At 31.3% G+C, this 14,243-nt stretch carries 21 protein-coding genes; 5 read left to right on the forward strand and 16 right to left on the reverse strand.

The features are described from left to right. Positions 1 to 12: 12 nt before the first annotated feature. Positions 13 to 960, reverse strand: coding sequence for a CorA family divalent cation transporter (locus ACK2WO_RS08695; protein ID WP_414697492.1), 948 nt, complete (start codon positions 958 to 960; stop codon positions 13 to 15). A gap of 194 nt (positions 961 to 1,154) precedes the next feature. Here ACK2WO_RS08695 and ACK2WO_RS08700 point away from each other — a divergent pair, with 194 nt between their 5' ends. Further along, positions 1,155 to 1,892, forward strand: coding sequence for a hypothetical protein (locus tag ACK2WO_RS08700; RefSeq protein ID WP_414697493.1), 738 nt, complete (start codon positions 1,155 to 1,157; stop codon positions 1,890 to 1,892). A gap of 206 nt (positions 1,893 to 2,098) precedes the next feature. Further along, positions 2,099 to 3,073, forward strand: coding sequence for a Gfo/Idh/MocA family protein (locus tag ACK2WO_RS08705; protein WP_414697494.1), 975 nt, complete (start codon positions 2,099 to 2,101; stop codon positions 3,071 to 3,073). Positions 3,074 to 3,131: 58 nt separating this feature from the next. Here the strand turns inward: ACK2WO_RS08705 and ACK2WO_RS08710 are convergent, their stop codons facing one another. The 3 genes from ACK2WO_RS08710 to ftsH form a co-directional block, all read right to left on the reverse strand. After that, positions 3,132 to 3,458: a type II toxin-antitoxin system PemK/MazF family toxin gene (locus ACK2WO_RS08710; RefSeq protein ID WP_006440399.1), complete on the reverse strand. Its 327-nt coding sequence runs from the start codon at positions 3,456 to 3,458 to the stop codon at positions 3,132 to 3,134. Further along, positions 3,448 to 3,723, reverse strand: coding sequence for an AbrB/MazE/SpoVT family DNA-binding domain-containing protein (locus ACK2WO_RS08715; RefSeq protein ID WP_414697495.1), 276 nt, complete (start codon positions 3,721 to 3,723; stop codon positions 3,448 to 3,450). The genes ACK2WO_RS08710 and ACK2WO_RS08715 overlap by 11 nt, the downstream gene beginning before the upstream one ends. A 170-nt stretch (positions 3,724 to 3,893) precedes the next feature. After that, complete coding sequence (ftsH, locus tag ACK2WO_RS08720) at positions 3,894 to 5,783, reverse strand: ATP-dependent zinc metalloprotease FtsH (RefSeq protein WP_414697496.1); 1,890 nt, start codon at positions 5,781 to 5,783, stop codon at positions 3,894 to 3,896. 493 nt (positions 5,784 to 6,276) lie between these two features. Here ftsH and ACK2WO_RS08725 point away from each other — a divergent pair, with 493 nt between their 5' ends. Both ACK2WO_RS08725 and ACK2WO_RS08730 read left to right on the forward strand, forming a co-directional pair. Beyond that, positions 6,277 to 6,399, forward strand: coding sequence for a hypothetical protein (locus tag ACK2WO_RS08725; protein WP_414697497.1), 123 nt, complete (start codon positions 6,277 to 6,279; stop codon positions 6,397 to 6,399). 212 nt (positions 6,400 to 6,611) lie between these two features. Next, positions 6,612 to 6,803, forward strand: coding sequence for an AbrB/MazE/SpoVT family DNA-binding domain-containing protein (locus ACK2WO_RS08730; RefSeq protein WP_414697498.1), 192 nt, complete (start codon positions 6,612 to 6,614; stop codon positions 6,801 to 6,803). Positions 6,804 to 6,985: 182 nt separating this feature from the next. On the opposite strand, the gene ACK2WO_RS08735 is transcribed toward ACK2WO_RS08730, so the two are convergent. The 4 genes from ACK2WO_RS08735 to ACK2WO_RS08750 are packed head-to-tail and all read right to left on the reverse strand — an operon-like array spanning position 6,986 to position 8,899. Next, complete coding sequence (locus tag ACK2WO_RS08735; protein WP_414697499.1) at positions 6,986 to 7,732, reverse strand: N-acetylmuramoyl-L-alanine amidase family protein; 747 nt, start codon at positions 7,730 to 7,732, stop codon at positions 6,986 to 6,988. Further along, complete coding sequence (locus ACK2WO_RS08740) at positions 7,732 to 7,962, reverse strand: phage holin (protein ID WP_414697500.1); 231 nt, start codon at positions 7,960 to 7,962, stop codon at positions 7,732 to 7,734. The genes ACK2WO_RS08735 and ACK2WO_RS08740 overlap by 1 nt, the downstream gene beginning before the upstream one ends. Then, positions 7,952 to 8,581, reverse strand: coding sequence for a glucosaminidase domain-containing protein (locus tag ACK2WO_RS08745; protein WP_414697501.1), 630 nt, complete (start codon positions 8,579 to 8,581; stop codon positions 7,952 to 7,954). Before ACK2WO_RS08745 ends, ACK2WO_RS08740 begins: the two co-directional genes overlap by 11 nt. A 12-nt stretch (positions 8,582 to 8,593) precedes the next feature. Next, positions 8,594 to 8,899, reverse strand: a complete 306-nt coding sequence (locus ACK2WO_RS08750; protein WP_414697502.1) for a hypothetical protein — start codon at positions 8,897 to 8,899, stop codon at positions 8,594 to 8,596. 154 nt (positions 8,900 to 9,053) lie between these two features. On the opposite strand from ACK2WO_RS08750, the gene ACK2WO_RS08755 reads away from it, so the two are divergent. Beyond that, entirely contained in the window at positions 9,054 to 9,206 is a 153-nt protein-coding gene (locus tag ACK2WO_RS08755; protein WP_178412759.1) for a hypothetical protein, read from the forward strand. Positions 9,207 to 9,337: 131 nt separating this feature from the next. On the opposite strand, the gene ACK2WO_RS08760 is transcribed toward ACK2WO_RS08755, so the two are convergent. The 8 genes from ACK2WO_RS08760 to ACK2WO_RS08795 are packed head-to-tail and all read right to left on the reverse strand — an operon-like array spanning position 9,338 to position 14,242. Continuing rightward, positions 9,338 to 9,505, reverse strand: a complete 168-nt coding sequence (locus ACK2WO_RS08760) for a hypothetical protein (RefSeq protein ID WP_414697503.1) — start codon at positions 9,503 to 9,505, stop codon at positions 9,338 to 9,340. Between the two features lie 28 nt (positions 9,506 to 9,533). Continuing rightward, the gene (locus tag ACK2WO_RS08765) at positions 9,534 to 9,866 is read right to left on the reverse strand and encodes a hypothetical protein (protein WP_414697504.1); all 333 of its coding nucleotides are present in this window, start codon (positions 9,864 to 9,866) and stop codon (positions 9,534 to 9,536) included. A gap of 15 nt (positions 9,867 to 9,881) precedes the next feature. Beyond that, a complete protein-coding gene (locus ACK2WO_RS08770; RefSeq protein ID WP_414697505.1) occupies positions 9,882 to 11,288 on the reverse strand; it encodes a hypothetical protein in 1,407 nt (468 codons plus the stop codon). Continuing rightward, positions 11,288 to 11,872 carry a hypothetical protein gene (locus ACK2WO_RS08775; RefSeq protein WP_414697506.1) on the reverse strand — a complete coding sequence of 195 codons (585 nt, stop codon included), beginning with the start codon at positions 11,870 to 11,872 and terminating at the stop codon, positions 11,288 to 11,290. The genes ACK2WO_RS08770 and ACK2WO_RS08775 overlap by 1 nt, the downstream gene beginning before the upstream one ends. Continuing rightward, on the reverse strand, positions 11,865 to 12,467 hold the full coding sequence (locus ACK2WO_RS08780; protein WP_414697507.1) for a putative phage tail protein: 603 nt from the start codon (positions 12,465 to 12,467) through the stop codon (positions 11,865 to 11,867). Before ACK2WO_RS08780 ends, ACK2WO_RS08775 begins: the two co-directional genes overlap by 8 nt. Beyond that, positions 12,460 to 13,515: a baseplate J/gp47 family protein gene (locus ACK2WO_RS08785; RefSeq protein ID WP_414697508.1), complete on the reverse strand. Its 1,056-nt coding sequence runs from the start codon at positions 13,513 to 13,515 to the stop codon at positions 12,460 to 12,462. Before ACK2WO_RS08785 ends, ACK2WO_RS08780 begins: the two co-directional genes overlap by 8 nt. Next, positions 13,508 to 13,939, reverse strand: coding sequence for a DUF2634 domain-containing protein (locus tag ACK2WO_RS08790; protein WP_414697509.1), 432 nt, complete (start codon positions 13,937 to 13,939; stop codon positions 13,508 to 13,510). Before ACK2WO_RS08790 ends, ACK2WO_RS08785 begins: the two co-directional genes overlap by 8 nt. Beyond that, a complete protein-coding gene (locus ACK2WO_RS08795; RefSeq protein ID WP_414697510.1) occupies positions 13,940 to 14,242 on the reverse strand; it encodes a DUF2577 family protein in 303 nt (100 codons plus the stop codon). Position 14,243 lies beyond the last annotated feature (1 nt).

A 14,243-nucleotide genomic window follows, 5' to 3' on the forward strand; every position in this document is an offset into this window, starting at 1 on the left:
TCTCCTAATCTGCTATAGCATACCATTCTTTTTAAATAAATGTATCCCTATAAGGATTATAAGTAGCATTATTCCAATTGTAATTGGGTAACCATAAGCCATACCAAGCTCTGGCATATATTTAAAGTTCATCCCATAAACACCCGTAATTATTGTAAGTGGTGCTGCTATTGCAGTTAGTATAGTCAATTTAGTTATAAGTGAATTTGTTTTTTCATTTATCTTTGAAGAATATATATCTAAAAGTTTATCTGCTAAATCTCTAGTGGCTATTGAAAACTCATATAATTTATCGATTCCAAAATCTATCCCCTGCATATCATTATATTCTTCAAGCTCTACTTCTTTTAAGAATCTAACATCCTTGCTCACAGCATTGTCTGTTATATAAATAAGAGGTCTTATATTTTTAACAACTTTTCTTGCAATCGCCCTTATTTTATTTATCTCCTCTATATGGCTACTATTTGTATTTTCCATCATATCATCTTCTATATCCAAAATTCGCTCCTCTAACATCTCTACAAATTCAAATCCGTTCATTATATATTCTCTTATAATATACTGGTTTATCTTGTAAAGTACATATCTTGTGCTTTTTTCAGACTTAGCCCTATTTAAAATTAAATTTTTCATAAATTTATATATAAAACTTCCATCATCGGCCACAGTTAATATAAAATTATCTGCTGTGTATATATGTGCCTCAAACTCTCTTATTTCATCATCTATGTATTCGAGAGATCTTAGAACCATAGAATCAAAGCTTTTATTTGGATTTATTCTTATAGAGTTATCAAAACTCATGCAATCTACAAAGGAATCTTCATTTATTCCTAAAATATCTTTAACTTCGCATACTTCATCAAATTTAGATAATATAACATAATCATTTTGCAAATTATAACTATCTCCAAATTTTTCTAAAATCCTATTGCTTTGTAATTCTAGTATTTTCATCTATCTCCCCCACTTTTCAATAATATTTTTATTGTTACTTTAAAGTATACCATATTGTCACCTATTACTGAAATTCGTTCTTTTTCTATTGATTATATCAGGTGGTTTAACAAGTTTTTTTCAATTATTTTCAAAAAGTGTAGTATAATAATAAATAAAATTAATTTAAATACATTATACGAGGAGTTGATAAAATGCTTACCCAAAGTGAAAAAAATATTCTTTCATTTATAAAACCATTCGCTATAGATGATAGAAAGGTTTTGATGAGAGATAATTTTATAGATGAAAAGATAAAAAATATGAGTATAGATGAAATCAGAGAAACAGTACTTTCTCTAGGAGAAAAAGGGTATCTGTGTGCAAAGGAATTTATAACTGGAACTGTTATGATTATGGAAGTATATCAAAAAGGTCTTGAATACGACCAGCCAGCAGATGAAATAGGTTCAATGCCAGAGTTTTCATTTAAAAGGGGCAATTTTGAAACTGAGGTAGAAAGTAAAAAATATAAATACACAACACCTATAGAACATATAAAACAGTATAATGCTTTTGAAACAGAAGAGGATAAGAAGAAAGAAAATGAATATAAAAAACAGTATGATTATAGAAAACCAGTCGAATATAAAAAACAGGAAGAGCCTGTAAATACTGCTAATTATAGTGATATAGAGGCTGCATCTTCTTATTATATAAATAAAAACACGGACTATTTAGATATAAAGAAGATGATTTTCGCCGACGATAGAATTTCTGAATCAGATCAGAAAAAGTTATTAAAACTAATAACATTAATTGAAACTATGACAGATAGCAATGTTCCTCTTCCAAAAGGAGCTTTTGTTGAATATGATGATGTTATTTGTAAATATAATTGGATTACAGATGTTATAGGTAGAACGCTTATGAATAAGTACTTCCTTGCATAATAGGAATTTTACTGCTTATTTGTTCTAAATTATCTTATGATATTATTCAAATATTAGGAGGGGATTTTATGAAAAAATTTTTAGCATCTTTAATTAAAACTTTATCTGTTTTAATGCTTGTATTTGTAATGATTCCTTCATTTATTATTCTTATTTTAAATTATGATAAAAGTAGAATGAAATAAAAAATAAAAAGGAGATTTTCTATGAAAAAATATAATTGGGCAACTTTAGGATGTGGCGTTATTGCCAATCAGCTTGCAGAAGCTATGATTTCTAGAGGAGATAGTTTATACTCTGTTGCAAATCGTACTCATGAAAAAGCTTTAGATTTTGCCGCAAAATATGGAATCGAAAAAGTATACGATAAAATTGAGGATGTTTTTGATGATGAAAATGTGGATATAATCTACATATCTACTCCTCACAACACTCATATAGAATATTTGAGAAAGGCCTTAAAAGCTGGTAAACACGTTCTTTGTGAAAAATCAATTACATTAAACAGCGATGAATTAGATGAAGCTATTTCTCTTGCTAAGGAAAATCACGTCGTTTTAGCCGAGGCTATGACAATTTTCCACATGCCACTTTACAAAGAACTTAATAAAATAATAGAATCTGGAAAACTTGGAGATTTAAAGCTGATTCAGATGAATTTTGGAAGCTATAAAGAATACGACATGAGTAATAGATTTTTCAATAAAAATTTAGCAGGTGGTGCTATGCTAGATATTGGAGTTTATGCACTTTCATTTGTTAGATGGTTTATGAGCTCAAAACCTACAGAAATTCTTTCTCAGGTTAAGTATGCTCCAACTGGTGTCGATGAGCAAGCTAGTATTCTTCTAAAAAACAAGGAAGAAGAAATGGCTACAGTGATATTATCTCTTCATGCAAAACAGCCTAAACGTGGAACTATCGCTTTTGATAAGGGATATGTTGAGATTTTTGAATATCCTAGAGGAGAGGAAGCTGTTATAACTTATACTGAAGATGGTAGCAAAGAAGTTATAAAATCTGGAGAAACTTCAAACGCATTATTGTATGAGGTTGAAGATATGGAAAAGGCATTAAATGGAAATCCTGAAGTAATGCACCTAAATTACACTAAAGATGTAATGGATATGATGACTGAAATTAGAAATGAATGGGGTATGAAATATCCTGAAGAAATGTAATTTTAACAAAAAGAGCTTCTAAGATAGAAGCTCTTTTTATATTATACTTTATTTTAATCTATTCTATTGTAGAAACTAAAATATCTATAGCTTTTTCAACTAAATCATCTGGTGCTTTTTCTATAAATTTTACATTTCTTTTTGTTGGGTCAATTGTTCTAGCATGTTCACATAATATTACACCTGTTGTCTTGGTTCTATCATCAAGTGGCAGATGTAATGGAAAACCTTTATTAGTGTTTGTAATAGGCATTACTATTAAAAGCTTAGCAACTTTATTAAAAAAGTTATTACTAATAACAAGTGCTGGTCTAAATCCATGTTGTTCAACTCCTTTTACAGGATCTAAATCCAATTTGATTATATCGCCTCTATTAATCTTCATACTCTATAACCTCCTGACCTACACTTTCTCCCCAATAAATTTCTGAAGGTTCATAATCTGACATATCATAATCTTTAAAAAGCTCTTCTATTGGTATAACATTTGGGCGTCTACTTTCTTTTATAACAGGTTTTAAACTTAATTTACCATCTTGTATATCAACTTCAACTTCTTCATTTTCTCCCCAACCTAATTGATTTAATATCTCTTTTGAAAGTCTTATACCTTGGCTATTTCCCCATTTACTAACTAATAATGTTTTCATATACAACACCTCCAATAATTATATTTCTATATCAAGTATATACTTTGTATATACTTGATGTCAATATTTATTCAATAATTATTTTAAATCGTATATTATTATTTATTAAATTCAAAAAGACTGCTACAAAATTTTGTAACAGTCTTTTTTATATATTTTAGTTTTGGATTTTAGTTTTCTTCTTTATTTGTAGATTCTTCATTTTTAGACTCTTGTACTTCTGCTGGAGCTTTTGCTTTTTCTGGATCTTCATTGTTTAATATCCGCATGAATTCGTCTCCAGTTATTGTTTCTTTTTCTAGTAGGTAATCTGCTAATTCGTGAAGTTTATCTATATTGTCATTAAGTATCTGAGTTGCTTTTTTGTGGCAAGCTCCAACTAAAGCTATTACCTCTTTGTCTATTTTTGCTGCTGTTTCTGCTGAGCAAGCTAGTGAAGTATCTCCACCTAAGTACCGGTTGTTTAGAGTTTCAAGTGCAACCATTCCAAACTCTTCACTCATACCGAATCTTGTTATCATTGCTCTAGCTATTCTAGTAGCCTGTTCTATATCGTTTGATGCTCCTGATGTGCACATATTGAAGATTATTTCTTCTGCTGCACGTCCACCAGTGAATGTTGTTATCTTATCTATTGCTTCTTCTTTAGACATTAGCACTTTTTCGCCTTCTTCAACCTGCATTGTATATCCAAGTGCTCCTGAAGTTCTCGGAATTATTGTTATCTTGTGAACTGGTGCTGAATGTTTATTGATAGCTGCAACAAGTGCATGACCAATTTCGTGGTATGCGATAATTTTCTTTTCTTTTGGACTTATAACTGCGCCTTTTCTCTGGTAACCAGCGATTATTGTTTCGACAGCTTCTTCTAAGTCCATCTGTTCGACTTTCTTTCTACCATCTCTAACTGCTCTAAGTGCAGCTTCGTTTACTATATTTGCAAGTTCTGCACCAGATGCTCCTGATGTAGCTCTTGCAATTTCGTTGAAATCTATATTTTCATCGTATTTAACTGCTTTTGCATGTACTTTAAGTATCGCTTCTCTACCATTTAAGTCTGGTAATTCAACTGGAACTCTTCTATCAAATCTACCTGGTCTTAAAAGTGCTTTATCAAGACTTTCTGGTCTATTTGTAGCTGCAAGTATTACAACTCCTACTCCACCATCAAATCCGTCCATTTCGCTAAGTAACTGGTTAAGAGTCTGTTCTCTTTCGTCATTTCCTCCCATACCATTAGCTCCATCTCTTTTCTTACCTATCGCATCTATTTCGTCTATAAATACTATACAAGGTGCTTTTTCCTTAGCCTGTTTGAATAAATCTCTTACTCTAGCAGCACCCATACCTACGAACATTTCGATAAATTCAGATCCTGAAATTGAGAAGAATGGAACTCCTGCTTCACCTGCAACAGCTTTTGCAAGAAGTGTTTTACCTGTACCTGGAGGTCCAACTAAAAGTGCACCTTTAGGCATCTGAGCACCGATTTCTCTATACTTAGCTGGGTTGTGAAGATAATCTACTATCTCAGTTAAAGCTTCTTTTGCTTCATCCTGACCAGCTACATCTGAAAATCTCTTTCCACTCTGTGCAGGAACATAAACTTTTGCGTTTGATTTACCAAACTGCATAGAATTTCCGCCCATTTTTTTAGAAAGGTTTCTCATCATTAAATTACCTAGCATACCTAAAATTGCAAATGGTAATATCCAAGTAAGTAAGAAATTCATAAGTGGAGAGTTTTCTCTAGGAATTTCCTTACTGAATGATACATTCTTTTCATTTAATTTTTTGATTAAATCTGGATCATCCATATTACCTGTCACGTATATATTTCTATCGTCTTTTTTCTTAGGCTCTATAGATATTTTGTCGTCGTCTAAATCAACTGTTTTTATCTCGTTTTTTTCTAACATCTGCTCAAATTTGCTGTAAGTTATCTCAACAGTCTGTCTTTCCATCATACTTGGAAATACAAGTACATTAAGAAGCATTACGAAAAGCATCATCATAGCATAATAATAGAAAATCGATCTCTTCGGTTTCTTTGGTTCCATTTATCCATACCTCCATTTTTTTATTCCTAAGTTAATAAATACCCTAAAATTTTTAGGATAATCTATTTACCTTTATTTTTTGGTATTATTTTATCAATCTAAATTATAAAAATTCGTTATTTTTATTATTTATTAAGAATTGATAAGTTTTATACCTGTTTTTACTATTTTTATAAAAGATTATATCTTTATTTTATCATAGCATACAATTCTTAACTCTATCTTAACTGAAAGTGTTAATATAATATTTTTTTATATTAAATATTGCTAAATTAAGTTATTTTTTTATAATTTATATAAATATAATATTATATTGTATTATATCATATTTATAATTCCGTCGGAAAAATGTCGGAAAAAAGACTGCCTTTAATTAGACAGTCTTTTTCTATTTGCTAAAATGAATATATTATTTTTGAATAAATTTAACAAAAACACTTGACTATTGAACCCCAATACAGTATAATATAATTAAAGAAAGGGGGTGATAAAAATGAGCAGAAAAAAAAGAAAACAAGAAGATTTCGAATACAAAACAGCGAGATTTAGCTTTTGGACATCTATAATCTCATTAATAACTAGTCTAATTGGATTAATAAAACTCCTAACAGACTAACTCAATCGGTAGAGGGACTGACCCTCCCTCTACCATTAATAAAATCTTATTTGTTTTCTTTACATCATTATAACATATATATCTTAATAGGAGGTGTTTTTAATGAGTAAATTATCAAAAATATTGTTTGCAACAGCTGCAATAAGCGTATTAAATTTAATTATAACTATAATAAACATTTATATTATATTTAATCATTAGGAGGATTTAAAATGGAAAAAACTAAAAGAAATATAATGATGCAAAAAGCTGGTGGAAATGCTGGTAAAAATTCAGTAGGATATAGAATATCTTTACCAGCTCAGATGGTTCGTGATTTAGGTGTTACACCTGAAGACAGGGCTGTTCTTCTTTATATGGAAGATGGAAAACTTATAATCGAAAAAGACCACTCTGAAGAATAAAAAAATAGGGCGAAGGAATTTAATTTCCCTCGCCCATTTTTATAAATATTGAGATTTTTTTAGATTTTTAAACACTATAGGACCTCTCCCATAGTTGTTTACTGTTATAATATATTATTTTGGACTATTATATTTTCTTTCTTTTAGATTATTTTATTTTTTATATTTTGTACCTTTTACAACTATAATAATTTAGCTGCGTTTTTAAATGTCTGGAATCTATTAGCATCTTCTGATTTACCGCCTATCTGAACAACTTCTTTTGCTTTTAATCCAGACACTTTGAAATCTGTTTCTTTCATCACAGGACACTTATATTTCTGAGCAACTATAACTGCAGCAAACACATCAGCATCACCATGATAAAGTACTACCTTATCCATATCAAACACCTCCTTTTTACTTGGAGCTGATAATTCTTTTTTAAACCAGTTCCAATCATACCCAAATTTTTTGTGATTCATATTGTATGGACAGTCTTTACCAGTCCAATCTTTATGTCTTACAACCCTACTTATAGGAATGTTATAAGCTTTCATCAAAACTCTTACAAGCTCTATTGCATTTAGATATGCTTGTTTCTGTTTGGCTCCATTACCTCTCTGAGATATTTCTATCCCTATGCTCTTACCATTACCAGTAGCATTTCCTGCATGCCATGCCTTTTTATTAGTAGCAACTGCTTGTATTATCTCAGTATCATCAATTGAAAAATGCCATGATGCTTTTGCATTGCTACCATTTCTATTATTATTTTTTAGATAGTTGTGCTGATTTTTAGCTGGTGCATCATTACCAGTATCATGTATTGTAATGTAGCTTGGAGACATAGAGCCTCCTGGTATGCATCTTCCTGATGGAAGAATATCAACTGTTACCTTAGCACTACCTAACTTTTTATCAGTTATTTTTCCTGAGCTTACACCCATTATTTACTCACCTTCTTGTCTTTTATTCCTGGAGTTGTTGGGTCAGTGAATACTCCAACTACCGCCATTATTATAGTTACTAGCATGTATGGATTTTTTATAACCTCTACTATATTGTTAAAAAGTATATCCCAACTAGTTATACTTGCAGGATCTATTCCTGCAGCAGTTAAAACTATACCTACTATACCTATCCAGAAACCTACATTTTTAAATCTATTAGTATTCATAACTGGGCTCATCCTCCTCTTCATCTTCTAAATTATAAGTGTCTATTTCATCTTCATTTAATATAGCTCTTATTCTGTCTAGCTTATCTTTTTCTTTTAGATACTTAGACTTATAGTCTATCTGACTATCTCTTTCAGATTCAATTACCTTTGATAATCTAGTTGATAAGTCAACTACATAGTCGCCCCATTCTGGATTACTGCACCATATAGAGCCGATAGAATATATATCTGTCTCTCCATTACAGTAGCACCATGGAGCTTTTTCATCTTCCTCTAAATACTGGTATCTTAACTTGTGACCAGCATAATCTATACAGTCCTCTTTTGTAGAGAAATAATCTCCATACTTTGAAGGATCATCTCGATATTCGTCATTTGCTCTAAGTCCGAACAAGTTGTTTTTTTCTATTGCCAGCTTAGAAGTCCCATAAGCACTCTCTAAACAAGCTATAGCTACAAGCATTATTGCATTGATATTATATTTATTCTGTGCCTCTATAAAGTAAGCTCCTAGACCTTCAAGTCCATTATCTTCTTTTAATGTATTAACTGCATTTTCTAATTCTTCAGCAGTTACATCAGTTATTTCTGATATATCATTTTTGTTGAAATACATTTCATTTTCTCCTTAATCACATTTTTTCCTACATTCCTTGCAATTCTCTTTTATGTCCTTAACTTCTCCAAGCAATGCCTTTATCTGTGTTTCGTGAACACCTATTGCCTCTCTGATTTGATGCCTATCATCTATAGAAGCATCAAGTTTCACATCCATTTTCTTATAAGATTCGGTTAAATTTTCAAGCATTATTATAATTTTTGCTTCATTTTCTCCATCACCTTTTGCCTCTGATAGAGCCTTTTTGTATCCTGCATAAATACCTATAACTCCACTGAGTATAGCTATTAATACATTTATATCTGTAAGATGCACATAGTCACCTCCTAAAAAATTGTATTAAAAAAGGACCGATATAAAATATCAGCCCTTTTTGTGTTAAATATATGTTATAATCATTTTTGGAATCACGTCTTAAAAAGAGTGGCTTATAGTTAAACCTACTTTCTAATGAAAGGAGGTGATAACTATGAAAGAGTTTATTTGTATATTATTAGAGATTACAATAATACCTATTTTAAACGGGTTATTAATTAATCTAATTTATGATAAAATAAAAACCACTCTTAAGTTTGGCGACTGGAAGAGTGGTCATAATACTCCTTCCGATAAGGAAGAATAGTTTTTATTACTGCATTTATTTCTATAAGCCACTTGACGTGGTTCTTTTCTATATTTATTATACCACATATTTTTAGTTTGTGGGCATAAAAAAAAGAACATATCTTAATCTATGCCCTGTCTGTTAGTTTACTATGCTAGAGTTTTTTCTTTTTCTTCTATCATAGCTATTAAGCCTTTGTATTCTTCGTCGTTAAATTCTCCAACTAAAAAGAATACATTTACCTTGTTTTTAAGGTCTGCTAATTTTTCTCCTGTTTTAGCTTTGTTAATCTGTCTTACTGTTAAATCGTATAGCATATGCTATCCCTCCTTTAAAATATTTATTCTAAACTGCATTAGCAGAGTTTAGCTTTAACATTGCAATCTCGTATGATTGCTCAAATATCATGTCATCTTGTGTAGCATTCATTGCTTCTAAATCTGTTATCTTTGTATTTTGTTCTGTTTCAGATTTTTCTACTTTTGTATTTAATACTTCTAAATACTCATTATAACTGTACTGTTTTTCGTCATATACCCAAAATTCATATTCTTTCTGTGTTATTCCATCAATTTCTTTTTCACGTCTTATATTTGTGCGAATATAAATTGTGTCTACGTTAAATTCTATTCCATCAACTTTTGTTTGTGTTCCATGTACATTTTTAAATTCTTGCATTATATCACCCCTTTTTTAGCCTAAAAAGACAAGGCGAGAACCGACAAAAGAATCCTGACCAGAAGCAGAATAACCCACACTCAAACAGAAAGCACCAGCACCAAGCCCATCAGCCTTACTACCACCAGTGATACCGAAACAGTCCGAATTTGCCGAACCATAATCGCAATAATAAGTAGTATCACTACCATTTGTTGACATTGGGAAGAATCCTCCTTTATTTGTATGAGCAACTTTATCTATTCTTACACCTAAAGAACTAGTTGTACCTACATTTTCATATCCACTTGCACTATTATTAAATGATTTATTATTTGTTGCAACCATAATGTTATAACCATTTAATTTCATACCATCCACAAATTGATATAAATTTCCCCAAAAATCTTCTATACCTAAGAAACACATTTGTTGTTTACCACCAGTTTCACCGAATACCATACCTTTTGTATTAGTGCCACCAGTATTAGTTTTATTACTATTTCTATTTACGTATCCATAACCTAAAGCGTTTTGTGAATTAAGATTTTTATATGCAAGAAGATATAAATTTTGTAATAATAATAAAGTAAACCAATTCCATTGTTGATAACCACTTCCAACATTATTTGCATAAGTTCTAAAATGAGTTAAAGTAGCACTTGTAGTAGGTGAAACACCACTTTTACTTCTAAGTTTTCCACCTTCATTGTAACCAAGATAAGCACCAACATATATGAAATCTTTCTCTACTCCTCCTACTTTATGTGCGTAACAATCATAAGAACTATCTATTTTATAATTAGATATTCTCATTTCATATCCATTAGTTATATTAGTAAATTTCCAATAAACTTTTGGAATTTCAACCATAACATCTACATCTGTTGGAACTGTACTTCCATCTGTATATTGTGTTTTATTGCTTGGTTTAATTTCTTTTGTAACTGTTCCATTTTTAAAACCTACTATTCTTATTTTGTTAAATGGAAATTTATCTGCCCAACCGCCTAAACTAGTTGGTGTAGCTACAGATATTCCAACTGCATCTTCAATGTAAGTACAACAAGTAGAAGGATTACTATTATTTTCCATAACTCTTACTCCAAATAATTGATAGTTTTTAGTAGTTTGTTGAATTGCTTTAGATAGCCCTTCGTCTAATCCATCACTTGCCCCAATTTGAATTGTATAAGGAGTGTTCATTTTAAGTCCTGTAATTTTGTGTTTAAAAACATTTGTATCAGATTCGTATCCAACTTCTTTAGTTATTTCTTTTTTACCTCCATTTACATAGAGATAATGTCTACATATTGTTAATTCAACATCTTCTATTTTATATTCAATATCTATTGTATTTTGTCCAAAGGCAGTAACTTTTAAATTAGTAACATTTGGAACCTCATTAAAGCTTCCACCAATACTTTTTATACTTATAGCCATTACTTCTTCACCACCTTTACACGAATCGGAATGTTAACTGTCGGAACAGTTCCCAAAGCTTTTATAATATTCTTTCTGTCTGGACTAGGAACAGGAATAGTTTTACCCCAAACTTTAGCAATATCCTTTGTAGCATTGCCACTTAATTCTATTTCAATATCATATGTATTTGAAGGATAAGTACTTTCCAAAGAATAAGTCTGTTCACTCCAATTACTTGATATTAAAGTAACTTCTGCGTATGTTGCTTTTAATTTCCCAACTTCTGTATTTGTATCTCCTAAATCTGTCTTATTCTTATCTGCTAGAGCCTTAATTTCATTCATTGCGTTTACTAGATTATCCTTTTTAGTTGTTGTTAGAGTTGTAATATCTCCTACATCTTTATCCAACTCATTTACCGCATCAACTAAGCTATCCTTATTACTAGTAGTCAGAGCTTCCTTATTCCCTAAATTAGTCTTAAGCTCTCCAACTTCCCTATCTATTATTAAATTATCATCACAAAAATCTTGTCTTTTAACATATTCATTCCCAGCCCACTGACTAAGATTAATATTTGGTGTCTTATTCGCACTAGGCAATATCTACACCCCCTTTATTTTTCTCCATATAAACCTCTAATTCATCCCAAGTAATTCCAAGAGCCTCCCACTCGTCCCAAGTCTTATTGTACGAATCGAACTCATCCCAAATTAAGTACGAATACTCATACTTGTGTGCCAAGTGTGCTGGCTTAATTCTCCTAATCACCTTGTCTAACTCTGGTAAAGCTTCTGGAATACCACGAACTCCTATAAACTTAATGGTAAAAATATAATGCTCAAAATCCTCTATCACATCACACTCACCATTACTATATGCCTCAGCTACCTTCTTAATAACCTCAACTGTAGTAATATCTCTCCTACGCATCTCAGCCATCACATTACTTCTTCTAGTTTCATAGCTAAGTTTCTCATTGGTCTCTATCTTCACCAAATCTTCCCAGAACTCAAGTCCCCATGTTGCAGTACTCACGAAAAACTGATTAAAAAGATCTGTAAATGCTCCCTTCAACTTATCAATTTCTATATCCAAAGCATCCATAAAAGGCTTATCTATATCATTCTGAAGTAACTTTGGAAACTTAGAATAAATATCTGACTTGTCATAAAACCAATTATATTTCTTAAGCATCACTCACCACTCCATCCAAGTTCGCAACTGCTATCTGCTCATCTCCTACTACAACATCATTAGTAGCTCCATTTAACTTCAAGCCTTCTATATTAACTACCTCACCTATATTTGCCAGTAACCCAAGCACCTTAATATAAGCTATCTTTGTGCCTGCTTCCTTGAAATATTCATTCAAAGCAATTAAGAAGTCTGACTTAACATTCTCTAAAATAGAATTAGCTGCTAATGTAAGAGTAGCTGTTATGTTTATATTCATAGCAGTCGGAGTTATAACTGTAGGATTAGCTCCAACTGGTTTCTTGCTCATTATATATTCCCTACAGTTTTTCAGAACTTCCTCATCGACCGCCGTATTACCTTCTCCAAATATTACAACCTTAACAGTACTAGGGCCATTCCAAAGACCAGTAGCTTTTGCATCTTTCACTCCATCAATGCTCCTTGCCCATTGCTCATAGTCGGCCTCATTACCAGATGTTGCTTTATCGGTCATATAGATATCAAACCTCTCTCTAAAGTCCTCATCCGACTCTCTCTCAGTACCACCCTTAAATGGAACTCTATTATAAATCTTAGTAATATTGCTATTAGCCTCAACCAAATTGAACTCTGTGTTCGCATTTAAGTTATACTTCAAACCTATCTCTGTAGCTTGTACAGGACTAGTATTTTGCTCATTGTCAGCTACTAGAGTAACATCTTTTATAACTGTATAAACCAGACCAGCATATTCTATTTTCGTACCATTTTCTATAGTTGCTCCTGTAGTTCCCTCAAAATAAACCTCTCCTGTAGCATTCTCTCCAAGCTTTCTCTTAGGGCCAAATTCATTTATTCTTTCATCAAGAAATTCGCCAAAGGTATTTTTAATAAATACTAGATCTTCCACCATATCCAATGCTGAATATGCTTGTGCCAAATCTATAGCCATAGCAGATGCATTATTGTAAGTAGTAGAGCCTTCAATTTTCGCCAAATCAGTCTTTGTATTCGCTAAAATCCTATCTCTAATAACATCAACTGTTTCTGTTGCATATCTAGACACTTAGCTCCACCCCCTCGCTATATACTGTATCTACATTAATATTCACAGTAAGCTTATCATTTTCAAAACTTGCATCTATAATATTTACATTTTTAATATACTCATTCACCATCAGAGCCTCTCTTATAAACCTTATAGCCTCACTTTCGGTGTATCCTTTTGTGTACTTATTTCCGATTAACTCTTCAAGTTCTGTACCATAATCAGTAGTAAAAATTTGATATCTATACCTAGCAATTTTTATCGTCTTATAAATCCAAACCTTTATTGCCTCATCACCTTCGACAACTATATACTCCTTTGTTTTCTCATTTATCAAAGGTTTATCATTAAGATAATCCCAACCAATCTCTTTAAATAACTCAAGATTATTATCCGCTGCATTATCTTTATCCTCAATTATAAAAGGATATAAATCACTCATTTATATCCTCACCACCTTATCTATAACTACAAATTTCCCTCCAACGTGTAACAATAACACATTATCTCCAGGACTAATTCTATACTTATAATCATTTTTAAATGTCATTTTCGTATTTAATAAATCTTTCAGATAACCACATATCAATAAATCATCTGAATCTAATATCATATTTTTTAGCTTAACACTAAACGGACTAACAGACTTAACACTTGCTAAAAATAACTTCTCCTCTTTAGCATTACTTATTAATTCATTTAGCATTCCTGCTAACTCTATCATAGGATCTGTATTATTCTTCATA

This window comes from Peptacetobacter sp. AB845 (assembly GCF_047528295.1).
Taxonomy (GTDB): Bacteria; Bacillota; Clostridia; order Peptostreptococcales; family Peptostreptococcaceae; genus Peptacetobacter.

Excerpts from the sequence above, each read along its gene's own strand:
- ACK2WO_RS08755 (WP_178412759.1), top strand. The coding sequence starts at position 9,054 with ATGAAAGAGTTTATTTGTATATTATTAGAGATTACAATAATACCTATT.
- ACK2WO_RS08700 (WP_414697493.1), top strand. The coding sequence starts at position 1,155 with ATGCTTACCCAAAGTGAAAAAAATATTCTTTCATTTATAAAACCATTC.
- ftsH (WP_414697496.1), bottom strand. The coding sequence starts at position 5,783 with ATGGAACCAAAGAAACCGAAGAGATCGATTTTCTATTATTATGCTATG.
- ACK2WO_RS08730 (WP_414697498.1), top strand. The coding sequence starts at position 6,612 with ATGGAAAAAACTAAAAGAAATATAATGATGCAAAAAGCTGGTGGAAAT.
- ACK2WO_RS08725 (WP_414697497.1), top strand. The coding sequence starts at position 6,277 with ATGAGCAGAAAAAAAAGAAAACAAGAAGATTTCGAATACAAAACAGCG.
- ACK2WO_RS08765 (WP_414697504.1), bottom strand. The coding sequence starts at position 9,866 with ATGCAAGAATTTAAAAATGTACATGGAACACAAACAAAAGTTGATGGA.
- ACK2WO_RS08740 (WP_414697500.1), bottom strand. The coding sequence starts at position 7,962 with ATGAATACTAATAGATTTAAAAATGTAGGTTTCTGGATAGGTATAGTA.
- ACK2WO_RS08745 (WP_414697501.1), bottom strand. The coding sequence starts at position 8,581 with ATGTATTTCAACAAAAATGATATATCAGAAATAACTGATGTAACTGCT.
- ACK2WO_RS08710 (WP_006440399.1), bottom strand. The coding sequence starts at position 3,458 with ATGAAGATTAATAGAGGCGATATAATCAAATTGGATTTAGATCCTGTA.
- ACK2WO_RS08715 (WP_414697495.1), bottom strand. The coding sequence starts at position 3,723 with ATGAAAACATTATTAGTTAGTAAATGGGGAAATAGCCAAGGTATAAGA.
- ACK2WO_RS08705 (WP_414697494.1), top strand. The coding sequence starts at position 2,099 with ATGAAAAAATATAATTGGGCAACTTTAGGATGTGGCGTTATTGCCAAT.
- ACK2WO_RS08790 (WP_414697509.1), bottom strand. The coding sequence starts at position 13,939 with ATGAGTGATTTATATCCTTTTATAATTGAGGATAAAGATAATGCAGCG.
- ACK2WO_RS08780 (WP_414697507.1), bottom strand. The coding sequence starts at position 12,467 with ATGCTTAAGAAATATAATTGGTTTTATGACAAGTCAGATATTTATTCT.
- ACK2WO_RS08760 (WP_414697503.1), bottom strand. The coding sequence starts at position 9,505 with ATGCTATACGATTTAACAGTAAGACAGATTAACAAAGCTAAAACAGGA.
- ACK2WO_RS08770 (WP_414697505.1), bottom strand. The coding sequence starts at position 11,288 with ATGGCTATAAGTATAAAAAGTATTGGTGGAAGCTTTAATGAGGTTCCA.
- ACK2WO_RS08695 (WP_414697492.1), bottom strand. The coding sequence starts at position 960 with ATGAAAATACTAGAATTACAAAGCAATAGGATTTTAGAAAAATTTGGA.
- ACK2WO_RS08735 (WP_414697499.1), bottom strand. The coding sequence starts at position 7,732 with ATGGGTGTAAGCTCAGGAAAAATAACTGATAAAAAGTTAGGTAGTGCT.
- ACK2WO_RS08795 (WP_414697510.1), bottom strand. The coding sequence starts at position 14,242 with ATGAAGAATAATACAGATCCTATGATAGAGTTAGCAGGAATGCTAAAT.